The organism is Sphingobium trunci, assembly GCF_022664535.1.
Taxonomy (GTDB): domain Bacteria; phylum Pseudomonadota; class Alphaproteobacteria; order Sphingomonadales; family Sphingomonadaceae; genus Sphingobium.
On record NZ_JAKUJY010000019.1, the window covers coordinates 79,139 to 94,882 of the forward strand.

12 protein-coding genes are annotated in these 15,744 nt (G+C 60.8%); 10 read left to right on the forward strand and 2 right to left on the reverse strand.

Going from position 1 to position 15,744, the window contains the following annotated elements:
- Positions 1 to 112 precede the first annotated feature (112 nt).
- Positions 113 to 2,518: a TonB-dependent receptor gene (locus tag MJ601_RS16020; RefSeq protein ID WP_242128205.1), complete on the reverse strand. Its 2,406-nt coding sequence runs from the start codon at positions 2,516 to 2,518 to the stop codon at positions 113 to 115.
- Positions 2,519 to 3,490: 972 nt separating this feature from the next.
- Here MJ601_RS16020 and MJ601_RS16025 point away from each other — a divergent pair.
- The 10 genes from MJ601_RS16025 (at position 3,491) to MJ601_RS16070 (ending at position 14,915) form a co-directional block, all read left to right on the forward strand.
- A complete protein-coding gene (locus MJ601_RS16025) occupies positions 3,491 to 4,804 on the forward strand; it encodes an MFS transporter (RefSeq protein WP_242128208.1) in 1,314 nt (437 codons plus the stop codon).
- 162 nt (positions 4,805 to 4,966) lie between these two features.
- Positions 4,967 to 5,635 (forward strand): hypothetical protein, encoded by a 669-nt coding sequence (locus tag MJ601_RS16030; protein WP_242128210.1) that lies wholly within the window; start codon positions 4,967 to 4,969, stop codon positions 5,633 to 5,635.
- Between the two features lie 100 nt (positions 5,636 to 5,735).
- On the forward strand, positions 5,736 to 7,034 hold the full coding sequence (locus MJ601_RS16035; RefSeq protein ID WP_242128212.1) for an NtaA/DmoA family FMN-dependent monooxygenase: 1,299 nt from the start codon (positions 5,736 to 5,738) through the stop codon (positions 7,032 to 7,034).
- A gap of 21 nt (positions 7,035 to 7,055) precedes the next feature.
- A complete protein-coding gene (locus MJ601_RS16040; RefSeq protein ID WP_242128214.1) occupies positions 7,056 to 8,378 on the forward strand; it encodes a spinster family MFS transporter in 1,323 nt (440 codons plus the stop codon).
- Positions 8,379 to 8,436: 58 nt separating this feature from the next.
- On the forward strand, positions 8,437 to 9,141 hold the full coding sequence (locus MJ601_RS16045) for a dienelactone hydrolase family protein (RefSeq protein WP_242128234.1): 705 nt from the start codon (positions 8,437 to 8,439) through the stop codon (positions 9,139 to 9,141).
- Positions 9,142 to 9,293: 152 nt separating this feature from the next.
- Positions 9,294 to 10,337, forward strand: a complete 1,044-nt coding sequence (locus tag MJ601_RS16050) for an AraC family transcriptional regulator (protein WP_242128217.1) — start codon at positions 9,294 to 9,296, stop codon at positions 10,335 to 10,337.
- A gap of 92 nt (positions 10,338 to 10,429) precedes the next feature.
- A complete protein-coding gene (locus MJ601_RS16055; RefSeq protein ID WP_242128219.1) occupies positions 10,430 to 10,870 on the forward strand; it encodes a GFA family protein in 441 nt (146 codons plus the stop codon).
- A 257-nt stretch (positions 10,871 to 11,127) separates the two neighbouring features.
- On the forward strand, positions 11,128 to 12,507 hold the full coding sequence (locus MJ601_RS16060) for an LLM class flavin-dependent oxidoreductase (protein ID WP_242128221.1): 1,380 nt from the start codon (positions 11,128 to 11,130) through the stop codon (positions 12,505 to 12,507).
- 67 nt (positions 12,508 to 12,574) lie between these two features.
- A complete protein-coding gene (locus MJ601_RS16065) occupies positions 12,575 to 13,573 on the forward strand; it encodes an NAD-dependent epimerase/dehydratase family protein (RefSeq protein WP_281061348.1) in 999 nt (332 codons plus the stop codon).
- Between the two features lie 40 nt (positions 13,574 to 13,613).
- Positions 13,614 to 14,915 (forward strand): MFS transporter, encoded by a 1,302-nt coding sequence (locus MJ601_RS16070; protein WP_242128225.1) that lies wholly within the window; start codon positions 13,614 to 13,616, stop codon positions 14,913 to 14,915.
- Positions 14,916 to 14,925: 10 nt separating this feature from the next.
- On the opposite strand, the gene MJ601_RS16075 is transcribed toward MJ601_RS16070, so the two are convergent.
- On the reverse strand, positions 14,926 to 15,744 hold an 819-nt coding region (locus MJ601_RS16075; protein ID WP_242128228.1), incomplete at its 5' end, for a TetR/AcrR family transcriptional regulator.

Here is a 15,744-nt window from a genome sequence, read left to right on the forward strand (position 1 = left end):
GGCTCGGGCACCGCCCGCTGGCCATGGGCTTCGGACCTTCGCCTGTCTCACCCTTGAAAAATAGAGGCCCGCATGCGCTTTCGCGGCGCATGCGGGCCTCAGGCGGGTAGGATCAATATTTGAAGCCGACGGTCACGCCGTAAGTGGCAGGCTTGCCCATATAGTCCATGGCGGTATCGATGCCGAACCGGTTGGTGAGCGCATAAGTCTTGTTGAAAACATTGCGTCCCCACACATAAGCGCGCCATTTTCCGTTAGGGGATTCCACGCCGGTCGACAGATCGACCAAGGTGTAGCCGTCGACCTGCTCGCCCGAAAGTTCTCCCAGGTAGCCGGGGTTGGCGGCAGCAACCTGGGCAGGCGAGATTTCGCCCAATACCGTCTGGGAACTGCTGCGATAGGTCAGGCTTCCGCTCACGAACATGTCCATCCGCTCGCTTACCGCCCATTGATAGCGCGCCGTGCCGTTCACCTGCCAGCGCGGCGCGTTGGCAAGGTCGGTCTTGTGGAAATCGACCACATTGCCCAGATCGTTGGTGTCGGTATAATGACCAAGCACGTCGGTCCGGGTGTAGCCGGCCGCGGCGCTGATGGTCAGTCCCTTCACAGGCGCCGCCTGGATTTGCAGCTCGGCGCCATAAACGCGCGCCTTGGGGATGTTGGTGAGGCCGCCGAGCGGACCCAGCACGGGATCGACGATCGTCCCGATTTCCTGCTTGTCCTTGTAATCGCCGTAGAAAACCGCGCCATTCAGCTGGACCTTGCGATCTGCCAGGCTGGCCTTGAACCCGGCCTCATAGGCAAGCACCGATTCCTGGCGCGCGGGGGTCAATGCCCCGCTGAAGGTGGCGTTCACGAACGGGTGACCGCCCATCTTGTAGCCTTTCGATAGGCTGGCATAGAGCATGACGTCGTCGATCGGTTTTAACTGGATGCCGGCCCGCCATGAGAGATTATCCTCATCATAAGGGGTGGTGACGGGCCCCGGCAGCAGGGTAGGGGGACTCGTGCTCGCATCCAGCGTGGTGCAATCGCCCGCGCCCAGGGGCGCGCTCAACGGATCGTAGCCGAACAGGGAACGCAGATAGTTGCTCAGATTGGTATAGGCCGGTCCCGCGCTGCCGTCCGCCGACACCGCCAGACATCCCCGATAGGCGATCTTCGAGCGGGTGTAGCGCAAGCCGCCCTGCAGCGTCAGCTTGGGCGTGAGTTCAAACTCGATATTGCCGAAGGCGGCGTAGCTTCTGGCCTTGGAACGAGCCTTGACCTCAAGTTCGCGCACGTCGGTTCCATCGCCGAAGCCGAGCGAAAGGCCGATGATGGGGGAGGCGGTGGGAAGCATCTCCACCGTGGATTCAGATGGCCGGTCATGCTGAAAATTGGCTCCCACCGTCAGCCGCAGACGATCGATCTGCGCGGTCGCCCGCAGTTCCTGGGTGAAGGTCTTGTTCCGCGAATTTGTGATGAACGCCGTATTTTCGGTGGGCACGCCGTCGGCTTCGCTGTTCACATATGTTTTGAAATGGCTGTAGCTGGTCAACGATGTCAGCGTAATCTGATCGGTCGCATCGAAGTCGATCCGACTTGTCAGCATGGTGAGCCGGTTGTTTTTGGCGAGATCCTGGCCCGGATCCCAGTCCGCCCAGCGATTGCCACGATGCCGATACGGGTAGTCCGCAATCCCCGTAAGCGCACCCAGCGAAGGCTCCTGCGGCTTGAACATGTAAGCCTGCGAAACGGCGGCGTCGGAACGATCCACCCAACGCTGCGCGGTAAGCGCGATGCGCAGCCGATCGGTCGGCTTCCACAACAGACTCAGGCGGCCATTGTTGAAATTCTGCTGGCCCGCTGTATCCGATGGCCGCGAGATGCTCTTCTGCCAGTCACCGCTGCCCTGATGCTCGACCGCCAGCCGAAGGCTCAGCGTGTCGGTAACAGGACCGCTGACATAACCGCTGACGTCGAACTGGTCGAAGCGACCATAGCTCGCCGTGGCTCCAGCCTCGAAACGGTCGGACGGCTTGGCCGCGACATAGTTGATGGCGCCGCCGGTCGAGTTGGCGCCGAACAGCGTTCCCTGCGGGCCTTTCAGCACCTCGACATGATCGGCGTCCAGCCCGGCGCCCCGCGTCATCGCGGCAAATGGAATGGGCGCTTCGTCGACATAGACGGTCACCGCCGGGCGCGTGCTGAGCGAGGAGTCATTGAACCCAACGCCGCGAAGCGTATAGACGCTCACGCCCGTCGGCGTCTGGACGACATTGAGCCCCGGCGTAATCCTCGGCAGATCCTCCACCGCCTTAATTCCCGCCAGTTGCAGTTGCTCCCCGGTGGCTACCGTGATCGTCATCGGCACCGCGTTCGCGCTCTGCTGATATTTCTGCGCCGTGACGATGATGTCCTGAAGCTGGTTGTCGTCGGCCGACGGCGCCGCGCTTGACTGGGCAAGCGCCACGCCGCTCATCGTCGCGAGCGAGAATAAGCAGCATCCTGAATAGAATATGGCTTTCACGGTCATGTATCTCCCCTTCCTAACTGTGATTTATCTGCTGCAATGGTGAATGTGGCGCGCGCTTGCGCAAGCAGAATGATTTTATAGTATAATGTGAGTCGGAATGGCCCTCTATCTGCCGCGACTCGTTCGAGGCGAGGTCGAGCGGGCAGCCTGCCGCGCAGTGGGCCTGCGGGTTGAGCATCGGCATGGATGGAGCTTTTCGCTGCCCGATCGGCAAAGCCACTGTTTTGGAACCGCTCCGCGCGACGTGACGATAAGGCGGATCTGAAGCGCCGGACCTCAATGCCCATGCAAGGTCTCGACGCCATCGGGCTGAGCGCCCGAGGCCGCTTCCTCATGGGACTGGCTGCGACCGGGAAGATCACGGTCGCGCTGTTACTCAGGCAGGCTGTCATTGCCGATATCACCGCATCCTCACCCAACATCATATTCTTCGTTTATCACTGCTTATTCCGATCTGACGGAACGGCCAAATCGCTTCTCACATTTGGATTCGCCCGCTCAGAGCAAGCTTCGCACTTGCCGCCCCCGGCCCTGCCTAGCGTCCATATTTCGCCTCGTGACAAGCTTATCCGGATGTCGCGTCAATCAGAATGAACATGAAATATATTCTAAAGAAAAATCCGCGTCAAGGGAGTGATGGGGCAGCCGTGCGCCGCATCGCCTGGCGCGCATTTGCAGGCTATCGAAAGCAGCCGCCATCTATAGTGCCTTCCAAGCGGAGACTTGCCGGCCGGCCGAACCTGGATCGAGCCGAAATATGACTAAGATGCAATGCGCCGACCGCATTTTCGTTGAGCAAGCGCGAAGGAGGGCGTCATATACGCGCTCCGAGCCACTCATTTTGCCCGCGACGAACGATCTCTGATTGCCAGTCCGACGAAAATGACTTATCGTTCAATTCATTCGGCGCCCTTGCTGCGAAAGCCTCAGCGAGTTGGTGGCGGACAGCTATCAAAATTCTGGGCAGGAAATATGGCGGCCTTTAGCGACCTTGATGCTGCGCCCTCGGCCTTCGGCGCTCAACGGCGCCAGGCGCCGCTGCTGTCCTTATCCTTGTTGATCGCGGCCTTTTTTCTCGGGCGCTTCAATCAAAGCTCGCTCTACCCCCTGCAAGAGGCGATGGCGGCGGCCAAGGGGCTGACCGACAATGATGTCGCCCTGCTGCATGGGCCGGCCTTCATCCTGCCGTTTGTGATTCTTTCCATTCCTGTCGGCATGGCCGTGGACAGGGCGCTGCGCGCGCCGTTGCTCATTGCTGCCCTTCTAATGGGAGCGATCGGCAGCGTGGCGACCGCTTACGCCGATTCTCTCGCGACTATGTTCCAGGGCCGCGCCTTGGTCGGCCTTTCGACTAGCGCGGTTACGGTGACCGCGTTTTCGATGATCTCCGATATTTTTCCCGCCGAGCAGCGCGGTCGCGCGAAGTCGGCCGCCGACGTTGCCGGACAGATCGGCGGTTCCGCCGCCTTTCTTTTCGGCGGCTTCCTGCTGGCGGCTAGGGGCGATGGAGGGCAGGGCTGGCGTTCGGCATTGCTGATCATGACGATGCCGCTGGTGGTCGGCGCCGTCCTCCTGCTGGCTCTGCGCGAACCTGTCCGCACGGAAAGGCAGGTTGTCGGTTCATCGACAGGGCAGATGCTTGCCGAGTTGCGCCCCTGCCTCCCTCTCATTCTGCCATTGATTATGGGCGCTGTCCTCATCGAGATCCCGATCATCGCGGCCTTCACCTGGGGCGCGCCGATATTGACGCGAAGCTTTTCGCTGAGCGCGGCGGAGGTGGGTGGCATCATGGGCGCCATCCTGCTCCTCAGCGGACTAGCCGGGCCGATATTGTGCGGGCTGTTGAGCGATGTGTGCTATCGAGCGGGCGGTCCGCGCAAGGCGATTGGCGCGGTGGTCCTGCTCATCTTCGTAAGCACGCCGGGCGCTCTGTTCGTGGCAGCGCCCAGTGCCGCCATAGCGGCGATAATCCTGGGGCTGTTCATGACGTGCCTCATCGGTGCTCTCAGCATGATCGTGACCGCCTTCACGATCATCATTCCCGGCCAGCTCAGAGGCTTGTGCCTCTCTATGCTATCCGCCTCGGCGGCGGTGGGCGGGGTGGCGCTGGCGCCGCTGCTGATCAGCTGGCTGTCCGTCGCCTTCGGTGGGCCGGCCATGATCGGTAAGGCCCTTGCCTGCATATGTATCCCAAGCAGCTTGCTTACATGTGCGAGCCTGCTCCTTGGGATGCGCTCTCTCGCGCGGATCGGTGACAAGCCGCCCGGACGGGTAATCGGGCCATAGCCTCCGCTTCTGCCCGTCTGCCTGCTGTTTCCGCCATCGACAAAAAAGGATAATTTTCGGATGCCTGACGTTCATGTAGCGTGTTCCATCGGCGGCCAAAGCTTTTCCTACGCTCAAATCCGAGACGTCCAATATCATCGCAACCTGCGCCTACTGCACGAGATGAAGCGGCTGGGCGCCGACATAGTATCGGCGGACGGCGCGGCGTTGTCGAACGAGGACATTGATTTGCTCGGCAGGCAAGCTGCCAATCGTCTTTCCGTCGATGTCCGCAAGGCGTTGGGCGCCGCTGGACTGAGGGACTTGTTCAAGGCGCAACTGCGCGCGTCCGACCGGATGTGGAAGAAATTAAGCGCCTCGCCGAGCGACGCGCCGCCGAAAGTCTGTTTCGCCGACATGAAAGTGACGGGTCTCGCGTTCGAGCAATTCCAGGAAGCGATCGCGCTTGAAAATTTCCAGCGGAGATATGCCGAGATCAATCCCGATCACTGTTTCCTCAATCTCCGTGACAACGGCATTCACAGCATGGAGATTTTCGGAATGTATGGCGGGCCGTCCGAGGTCCACCTGACCATCGACCCGAATATCGACCTCCCGTTTGAACCCGATCCCGATTTTCCGACCCTGGTAAAGGGTTTCACCACGCTTGCCAGTGACGAAACACCGATCAACATCTTTGTCGCACACCAATATAAGCCGCTGGAAAACGGCGTGGCCATGCGGCTGGGATGTATCTTCCCCGCGGCGACGCCGCAGGAACTGGTGGACGGCCATAAATGGCACTCCGCCATAGAATTCTGGGAACTGGTTCAGCCCGGCGGCCCCGATTGATGGCGCCAACAACGACCGGCGTGCTTTGGCCGCCCAGCGATTCACCAACACGATTTCCGATCGGACTAGAAGGACCGACCGCATGAGCAAGATGCTGCACATGGCTTTTTTTTCCCAGGCCGGGAATGGGAACGCCAACCGGGCGGGCAGCTGGGCGCGGACCGTCGACGGCTATGACTGGCGCTATCCCGAATTGCATCAGGACATTGGGCGCCTCGCCGAACGCGCCAAGTTCGACATGGTTTTCTATGCCGACGCGCTTGCCGCGCCCATGGTGTATCAAGGCTCTTTCGATCATTATGCCCGCGCGGGGATCATGATGCCGGTCCATGATCCGATCCCGATCATGGGAGTGCTCGCCGCCTCTACCAATCGGATTGGGCTGGTGTCGACGATATCGACGTCTTTCTACCCTCCGTTCATGGCCGCCAGGGTTCTGTCCACACTCGACCATCTCAGTCGCGGACGGATGGGTTGGAACATCGTCACATCAGTCCAAAAGAATGCTGCCGAAAACCTCGGTCTGGATGATTTGCCGCCGCATGACACGCGTTATGACATCGCCGAAGAATATCTCGATCTCTGCCGCAAGCTGTGGGACAGCTGGGAGGCCGATGCGATGGTCAAGGACCGGGCGAGCGGCGTTCTCGCCGATCCAAGGAAAATCCGTGCCGTCAATTTCGTGGGGGAGCATTTCAAGAGCCGCGGTCCGCTGAACATATCCCGCTCGCCCCAAGGGTACCCCGTGATCGCGTCCGCAGGTCAGTCGCCGCGCGCGAGACGCTTCGCCGGAAAACAGTCCGAGATCACGATATTCGCCAAGCGCACGATAAGCGAGATCAAGGCATTCACCAGCGAGGTCCGCGCCCAGGCGGTCGCATCTGGGCGGGACATGCGGTCCTGCAAAATATTCAACGTCATCCAGCCGTTCATCGGCGAAACAGCGTCGATCGCGCAGGAACGCTACGCCGCTTTCCTGGAAGGCATCGAGGTCAAATCGGTGCTCGCCAGCATGTCGGACGGGCTCGGCTTCGACCTGTCCACTTTGGACGCCGACAAACCGATCCCGCCTGAGGCGTTCGAGGGGAGCAACGCCATGCCCCACGCCTTCCGCGACTATTACACGGATGGAGCCAGTCCGACCCTTGGGGACATCGCGCGGGACATCAGGGGCAAATATCTCCTGACCCCCGTCGGAACGCCCGATGATGTGCTCGACATCATGGAGGAAGTGGCAAGGGAGGGCGATCTGGACGGCTTCTTCCTCGAATATGCCATTACCGACTATGCCGCTTTCGTCGAGTTCGTGGACAAGGTCGTGCCGCGCGCGCAGCAGCGGGGGATGATGCGGCGCGACTATACGGGTTCGACGCTGCGCCATCACCTCACCGAATTTTAAGCCGGGCTCGTGGGAAGCACCATGTCGATCACGCATGCCGAGCTCTTGTCGGGGCCTCCTCATGGACACCCGGTTGGCCTTGAGCGTGACCTGGATGGATCAGGCGCCGCCTACACATGGTATGTCATCTCCATCATCTTCCTGGTCAATATCTTCAATTTCATGGACAGGATGGCGCTCGCGGTTCTCGCGCCTTCCATTCAGCAAGAGATCGGCATTTCCGACTCCGAGCTTGGTCTGCTGACGGGGTTTGCCTACGCCATTTTCTATTCTTGTGCGGCAATCCCCATCGCACGGCTGGCCGACCGTTCCAGCCGCAAAAATATCATCGCGGTCTCCCTCGCGATCTGGAGCCTGATGACGGCGCTGACCGGCGCTGCACAGACCTATTGGCAGTTGTTCATAGCGCGGATGGGGCTGGGCGCCGGGGAAGCGGGTGGAGGACCGCCGGCGCAATCGCTGCTTTGCGACTATGTGTCACCGGCCAAGCGGCCACTGGCTATCGCGGCCAACTCGATCGGCTTCGGCGTGGGGATCGCGGTCGGGATGGCGCTGGCAGGATTGCTCGGCAAGCTGCTGGGCTGGCGCTTGGCCTTCGTAGCTCTGGGAATGCCAGGCATGTTGCTTGCGTTGCTCGTCTTCCTGTCGGTGCGCGAGCCTCCGCGTGGGAAGTTCGATGGGGCAAGTGATGGCGTTCAGCCCTCGCTGCTCGCGACTTTCAAGATGCTGCGGGCGAACCGCTTCTATCTCTGGCTCATGATTCACGCCGCGGCAGCCAGCATCTCTCTGTTCGGGCTGAACCAGTGGTGGCCGGCATTTCTGGTGCGGACGCATCATCTCCCGCTACCCAGCGCCGGCTTGCTGCTGGGCGCGGCTATGGGATTAGGTGCGAGTGGCGGGCTGCTGGCCGGTGGCTTGATCGGCAACAGGTTAGCGCGCAATGGCTACCGCCCGGCGTTGATCGCCTGCATCATAGCCATGCTGTCGCTGGCGCCGATTGCGATCGCTGCGAATCTTGCCACCGATCCGCATATCGCCGTCGCCCTTATGGGGCTCAGCATGTTCTTCCACGGTTTCGCCACGACGCCCACCGCCGCGGCCGTCTATAGCGCCGTCAGGCCGGAGATACGCGCGACAGCAGGCGCGGTTGCGGTGTTTTTTCAGACCGTCATCGGGTCGTCCGTGGGGCCGCTGATTGTCGGCGTAGTCAGCGAATATCTTTATCCAAGCGTCGGAGCGGACGCCCTGGGCTACGCCTTGATGCTTCCGGCCCTGGCGGCCGTCCCTGCGGCTCTTGCGCTGGCGGCGGCGATCAACGCTCTGACCAAAACAGAGGTTGTTTAGGCCGTCGTCGCCTTTCCCCCAATTCGTCATCGCCTGAGAGGAGACCGAAGTGACCATCATGAAAACAGATATCGACGTCCAAAGCGCCGACGGGCAATTCAGCGCCTATGTCGCCTTGCCCGAACAGGGCAATGGCGTTGCCGTGATCGTGTTTCAGGAGATATTCGGGGTCAACGCCAATATCCGCCAGATCGTCGATGACTTCGCGGCCGCCGGCTATGCGGCGGTGGCGCCCGACCTCTACTGGCGCCAGCAGCCCGGCATCCAGCTGGACCCCGGCAGCGACGTGGGGCGCGCGCAGGCCATGGCGTTGATGGCGGGGCTGAACCGCGATCAGGCCGTGCTGGACGGAGCGGCGACGTTGAACATGCTGCGGGATCGTGTGGCCGGCCTCATGCGATCGGCGGCGGTCGGCTATTGCTTCGGGGGCGGGGTGGCGTATCTGATGGCGGCGCGCGGACTGGTCGATGCAGGCGTATCCTATTATGGCACGGGTCTTCAGCAATTGCTGCCGGAAATGGTCGATTCGCAGAGCCGGCTGCTGCTTCACATCGCGGCCGACGATCACCTATGCCCGCCGGAGGCGCAGCATTTGATCGCCGAAGCGGCGCATGATGCGGGCTCCAAGGTATCCGTGTCGATCCACGCCGGGGTAGGGCATGCGTTCGCGCGCATTGGTGGCGCGACATATAATCGCGAAGCCGCCGATCGGGCCAATGCCGAGACAGTTGCGCTTCTCGAAACGCTGGCCTCGACCGCATGACGTTCATTTTTGCGGCATGTCCGATGGCCTCTGCCGTGTGCGGCAAGGGCCGGCGGTTCCAGCGGCGGGCATATGGGCAACGAAGCACAGCGATGCTATCATCGCGAGGGCCTGGTGACGGGCCTGTCGAATGATCTGGGAGAAGGGCGGCAGTGACGAGGCTGAGCGCGGATATCTGTCGCTTTCCATCGACTTTATGGCGGGCGGTTCAGGCTCTGGGCATCGCGCCATCCGCCATATTGCGGCAAGCGGGCTTGCCTTTCGGGGCGTTCCTCGATTCCGCCACACCGCTTTCCACGCCGCAATATTTCGCTATCTGGAAGGCGATCGAAGCGCTTGCTAACGACCAGAATTTGGCGATGCATATCGTGGAGAAAGCCGACCGTACCGGGCATCAGCCCGGCTTCATCGCCGGCCTTTATGCGTCGAGTTTCCGCGACGCCGTGAATCGTCTGCTCCACCTGCGCGCCATGTCGTCCGAACAATTATGGACCCGAGAAGAACATGGCCGCTGGACGATCGGCAGAAGCTGGATTTACGCGACTGAAGCCGAGCCGGCCTTGTCTATCGACCTCACCTTCATCCTCCTGGTAGAACTGGGTCGGCGCGGCAGCGGCCAGCCCATCAAGCCGGTCAAAATCGAATATGCAAGAAGCCCGCAACCCAGTGCGCGGCTTGAGGCATTTTACGGATGCCCCATTCATTTCAACGCGCCGCAAAACGCCATCACCTTTCACACCGTCGATCTGGACATAGCTTTCCCCAGATACAGCCCGGAATTTCTGGAGCTGGTCACGCAGAGCCTGAAAGCCGCGGTGGAGGAGCTCAAGGACTGCGGTAGCCTCTGCGATCACGTAAAGTCGGTGATGAAGCATGAAATGATGAAGGGGCGGCCGGAGATCGCTCATGTCGCGAGCGAATTAGGGATGGGCGTGCGAACACTTCAGCGGCGCATCACGGATGAGGGGACGAGCTATCGCGCCCTGCTGATCCAGGCGCGGCGCGAACTGGGCCTGCAACTGGTGATCAATCCCGATCTCGATATCGACTATATAACTTCGATGCTGGGATATCAGGATGCGGCATCCTTCTACCGTGCGTTCAAGGAATGGGAGGGAATGTCGCCGGGCGAATGGCGGGCGCATCATAGCCTGGCGAACGTCGCCCTTGATGGGGAGCCAGCCCTTCAGCCGTGAAGCGCCATATTTCTTGGATTGAAAATCCGAAAATGATTTTCGTGTATAGAATGCGCCGCTATGAAGGAGCTTGTTAAGAGGAGCCAGTCTCGATGGTGATGAAGGGCGGATGCCTGTGCGGGGCGATTCGGTATGAAATAGCCGACGACGCCACCCCATCGGCGGTATGTCACTGCCGCAATTGCCAGAAGCAGAGCGGGGCGAGCTTTTCCATCAATCTGCTGGTCAGCACGGCCGATTTCACGATGAGCGGGACGCCGCGCCGCTTTATCGACACATCTGATCGTGGCACCGAAGTCCATCGGGAGTTCTGCGGGCAATGCGGATCGCCGCTTGTTTCACGCAGTCCCGCCCGGCTCGACCGGATCGCAGTGAAGGCCGGGACGCTGGATGATCCATCGGGGTTGAAGCCCAGCATCCAGGTCTGGTGCGATTCCGCTCAGCCTTGGCTGTCCTTGCCCGACCTGCCGTCCGTCGCGCGGCAGCCAACCCCGGCGGACACGTCTCTGGCTTCGCCGACCGGAGATCGATGAGGCGGGCTGCAGCCTCCGCTTTTTCGCGTATTGAGCAATCGGTCATATAATTGCCATGTATCGCGCCCTCATTAGCTCTTGGAAGCATTGCTGATATAAAATTCCGGATATTTTTTGTCCTTATAGTCATATAATGGTTGAAAATGTCGCCTGTTGGTGCATTCTCTCGTCAGAGGCCGCTACGGCCGTCTGCGCCTTTCCGATCGGCGCGGGTGACGGGGGCGGTCATGGCATATTGTCCCGCGGAAGGATGATCGATGCGTGCAAAACGGGAAGCTGTCCTCTTCTTCATGCCGACATATCGTGGTTTTCATACCGCGGCGTGGCGGGCCGAGAAGGATATCGAGCACAGCGTGGAGATGGATTTTTCCATCGTCCGGCGTCAGATTCAGCTGGCCGAGCGTGGCAAGTTCCACGCTGCATTCTTCGCCGACGGTCTGGTCGTCGGGATGGGGCCGGCCGACGTCAGTCTGGACGCCTTGAGCCGCACGACGGCGGGATCCAAGTGGGAGCCGTTGACATTGTTGTCGGCGCTTGCGGCTTGTACGAAGCAGATCGGCTTGCTCGGGACCGTCAGCACCAGCTACTCCCAGCCCTATAACATCGCCCGCATGTTCGCGTCGCTCGATCATATTTCCGGCGGTCGAGCCGGCTGGAACGTGGTCACTTCTGCGCATCCCAAGGTCGGGCTCAATTTCGGCGATGAGGCGCTCATGCCCCATGACGAGCGCTATGCCCTTGGGGAGGAGTATTTCGACGTCGTCGCTGGACTATGGGATAGCTGGGAGGATGACGCCTTTCTTCGAGACAAGGCAAGCGGGCGCTATTTCGACCCGGCAAAGCTTCATGCGCTCAACCATCGCGGCAAATATCTGTCGGTGGCCGGTCCTCTCAACATCGCCAGGCCCTTACAGGGGCATCCTGTCATCGCGCAGGCAGGCTCCTCGGCGCCGGGGCGGGCCTTCGCCGCGCGGCATGCCGACGTCATCTACACGATGCAGGCAGAGATCGCACAGGCCAAGGCGTTCTACAGCGACGTCAAGAATCAGGCTGATGCGGCGGGCAGGAATCCCGATCATGTGAAAATCCTGCCCGCGGTCATTTTTTCGGTGGGTCACAGCATGGCCCATGCCGAAGACAAGCTTGCCAGGCTCGATGCGCTGGTCGATCCGGTCGTCGGGATGGAGTTGCTCGGCGCGGTCTTGAAGATGGATCTCACGCCATTTCCACTCGACGGGCCGCTACCCGAGGTACCGGTCGACCAGAGCGGATCGAGGACGACCCAGCAATATTTCGTCGACATCGCCCGTCGGGACAAGCTCACCATCCGCCAACTGATCCAGGTCATGGCGCGCGTGTCCAGCATTGCCGGCGACGCGACCAGCATCGCCGACCGGATCGAAGAATGGATGGAGGCGGGTGCGGCGGACGGCCTCAACATCCAGTTCGCCAATGACGAAGACTCGCTGCCCATCTTCGTCGAAGAGGTCATCCCCGAATTGCAGCGGCGCGGTCTTTTCCATCGGGACTATCGGGGCAAGACGCTGCGTGAGAATCTGGGCCTGCCGAGACCGGCCAACCGATTTGTGCCCGATCCGGACGCTGCTTCGGTGAAGCAATTGACGCCCGCCATGTGACGGGGCGCGGGGCGCGCCCGGACGGCAGGAAAGATGTTCAAGCGAATTAGCGAGTTAAGGATCAATAATGCCAGTCACATATAGCTGTGGACCCAAAGATGGTCCGGTGCTCGTAACGGGAGCGACCGGCTATGTCGCGGGATGGGTCGTCAAAATGCTGCTCGACGCGGGCATCGCCGTCCACGCAGCGGTGCGCGATCCCGACGATGGACGAAAGGTCAGTCATCTACATGCGATGGCGGATGCCGCGCCAGGGACGCTCACGCTGTTCAAGGCGGATTTGCTTGAGCCCGGAAGCCATGAAGAAGCGATGCGCGGGTGCCGTGTCGTGATGCACACGGCATCGCCTTTTCTTGCGCCGTCGCGCATTTCTGATCCCCAGCGCGATGTGGTCGATCCCGCGCTTAAGGGAACCCAGGACATCCTTGAAACCGCAAATCGCGTGGACAGTGTCGAACGCATCGTGGTCACAGGCTCGATCATCGCGATCGCGGATCCGCAATGCGCGCGCGAAGATGCCCGAACCGAAGCCGACTGGAACGAATCCCCCACGCTGGAAACGGGAGCCTATGCCCTGTCCAAGGTTCTGGCCGAGCGCGAGGCATGGAAGATTGCCGCTGAACAGGAACGCTGGAAGCTGGTGGTCATCAATCCTGGATTCGTCGTCGGGCCAGGCGTTTCGGCGTCGCAAACCTCCGCGTCGTTCGACTATTTTCGCGCCTTCGTCGATGGCACCTACAAAGATGGCGTCCCAAGTTTCGACGTGGGAACCGTCGACGTTCGCGACGTTGCCGACGCCCATATGCGCGCCGCCTTCATTCCCGAGGCGGAGGGACGGCATATCGTCTTCAATCAGATTTTAAGCCTGAACGAGAAGATCGGGATTTTGAAGGCGGAACTGGGGGAGGATAAATATAGTCTCCCGCCCGATACTCCGTGGGATCCCGCGTGCCGCCATATGAATCTCGATAACGGCAAGTCCAAAACCGCGCTGGGAATGACCTACCGGCCGCTCGAGCCGGCATTGGTCCGGATGTTCCTCCAGGCCGTCGAATATAAGCAATAAGCGCGCAGGTCGGACGGACGCCAGTCGGGAGTATCGATGAATGACGAATATCGTGTCCGCCCCCTTCGGTTCCACGGCGGCGCAAGGCGCGCCGACCAACAAGGAAAGAATGGTAAGGCTGCTCGCGGAAGAATGGCGGGAGGGATGGCGGCCAGGCTTTGCGGCTGTGCTTGGCTGTGCGCTGGGCTACACATTGTGGCTGGTGCTCTCCAGTTTCTTCGTAGAGCCGTTGCAGAAGGAGTTCGGCTGGTCTCGCGGCGATATCGCCTTCGCCAATTCGGCCGGGATCGTGACCGGTTTCGCTGCACCGCTCCTTGGCCGCATCGTCGATCGGCTCGGGGCCAAGACCGTGATCCTGGCGGGCCTGGCGACAAGCACCCTGTGCTATCTCGTCATGGCGATGATGAGTGGATCGCTGGTCCTTTATTATGCCGTCTATTTTCTGCTGACGGTCGCCGGCATGGCGACCACCGGCATTACTTACGCGCGGATCATCGTCGGCACCTTCGTCAAGACTCGCGGCACATCGCTGGCGATGTTGCGGGTCGGTGTCGCCTTGTCTCACGCGCTTATGCCGCTGCTGCTGTTCCCCGTGATCGCACGCTTCGGATCGGCAGGCGGCTTCCTGATGTTTGCCGCCATCAATGGGCTGGTCACCTTGCCCATCGTGCTGCTATGCGTGCCGGTCAGAGTTTCGCCCGTAGGCGTCAGCCGCGAACATGCGGCACGCGACGCGCCGACACGATGGCAGTTGCTGCTGCGGCGTCCGAAAATCCTGGTGATTTCGCTCGCCGCGATGCTCCACACCGCGCCCGTCATGGCGATCATGACTCAATTGAAGCCGATTGGCGTATCCCTGGGGCTCGGCCCCGCAACAGCGGCCGGGGCGCTATCGGCGCTGGGCGTTGCGGCGATCATCGGGGCTCTCGTCGCTGGGCTGTTCGTTGATCGCATCTGGGCACCGGCCATCGCCTTCCTGCTCTGTTGCGCGGTTCCAGCGGGTGGGTGCATCATGCTCGCGATGCTGGGCGATGGCATATCGGGCTCCCTCTTCTATGTTGCCGTGATCCTGATCGGAATCGGCATGGGCGGGGAGAGCGACGTGCTGAGCTACATGGTCGCCCGCTATTTCGGCGTTCAGGACTTCGCCACCATCGCCGGAATAGCGGCGCTCACGGTCACGGTGGGCATTGCCGCAGGGGCTTCACTCATCGGCCGGACCTATGACATCTTCGGCAATTATGAGGTTTCGCTGATCGCTGCCGCCGCAAGTCTGATGCTGGCGGGTGTGGCTTACCTGATGATGGGCAGATATCCCACAGCGCCGGCATCCGGGCATTAAACGACTTTGCTCATTCCGGTGGCGTGCCGGCGGATGGTGTCACCTTCTTCTGTTCCGATTTCCACCACGGCAACAGCCCAGGGGCGCGCTGTTTCAGATCCTGTTCCGCCCAGCGAACGGCTTGCGAAGCGCGCTCCTCGGATGTTCCGGCAGCCAACAGCAACATGCGCGAGACTTCACGGATGTAGGTCGCGCGCCCACGCTTTTTCGCCTGAAGCTGTTCGGCTCCACGTACAAGTGCGCCGATATGGAGATCGACCGCCGCGTTAATATCAATCAAGCGAAAATCGCCTCTTTTCCTGCCCTCGACGAGGTGACCCCGAATCGCTGCCACAAAGTCAGAGCGCTTAGAGAAATCTTCGCTCTGGGCGATGATCTTTCCCCAGCTCGGTTCCATCATCGCACGGGCTAACACCAGTTGCGGGCCGACCGCGGTGTGCAAAACAGGATCGGATATGTGCGCATACATCGTTCGGAATACATGCACTGCTTCGTCTGCTAGCTCATGGCCTAACGTTGCAATTGCCTTTTGAAGAGAGTCAAAATGGGCGTAGAACGTGCCGCGCGAAACGCCCGCTGTGTTGAGGACGTCTTCGATTATTGCTGCTTGAGGTCCGCGCTCGGCACAAACGGCCATAGTTGCTTCAAGGAGCTTCGCCCGCATCCGCTCACGCTTCCTTGCAGCTGACCGGACGCGAAAGTCCTCGCCTTCTGTGGCGGTCTTGAGCTTCGTAGCTCCCATAAATCCTCCTGGTTCACCAAAAGCTCTCGCATGGCGGATGCGCGACAGCAATAGCCTGCGCATTTTACCCGGATAGTCAGATAAGAT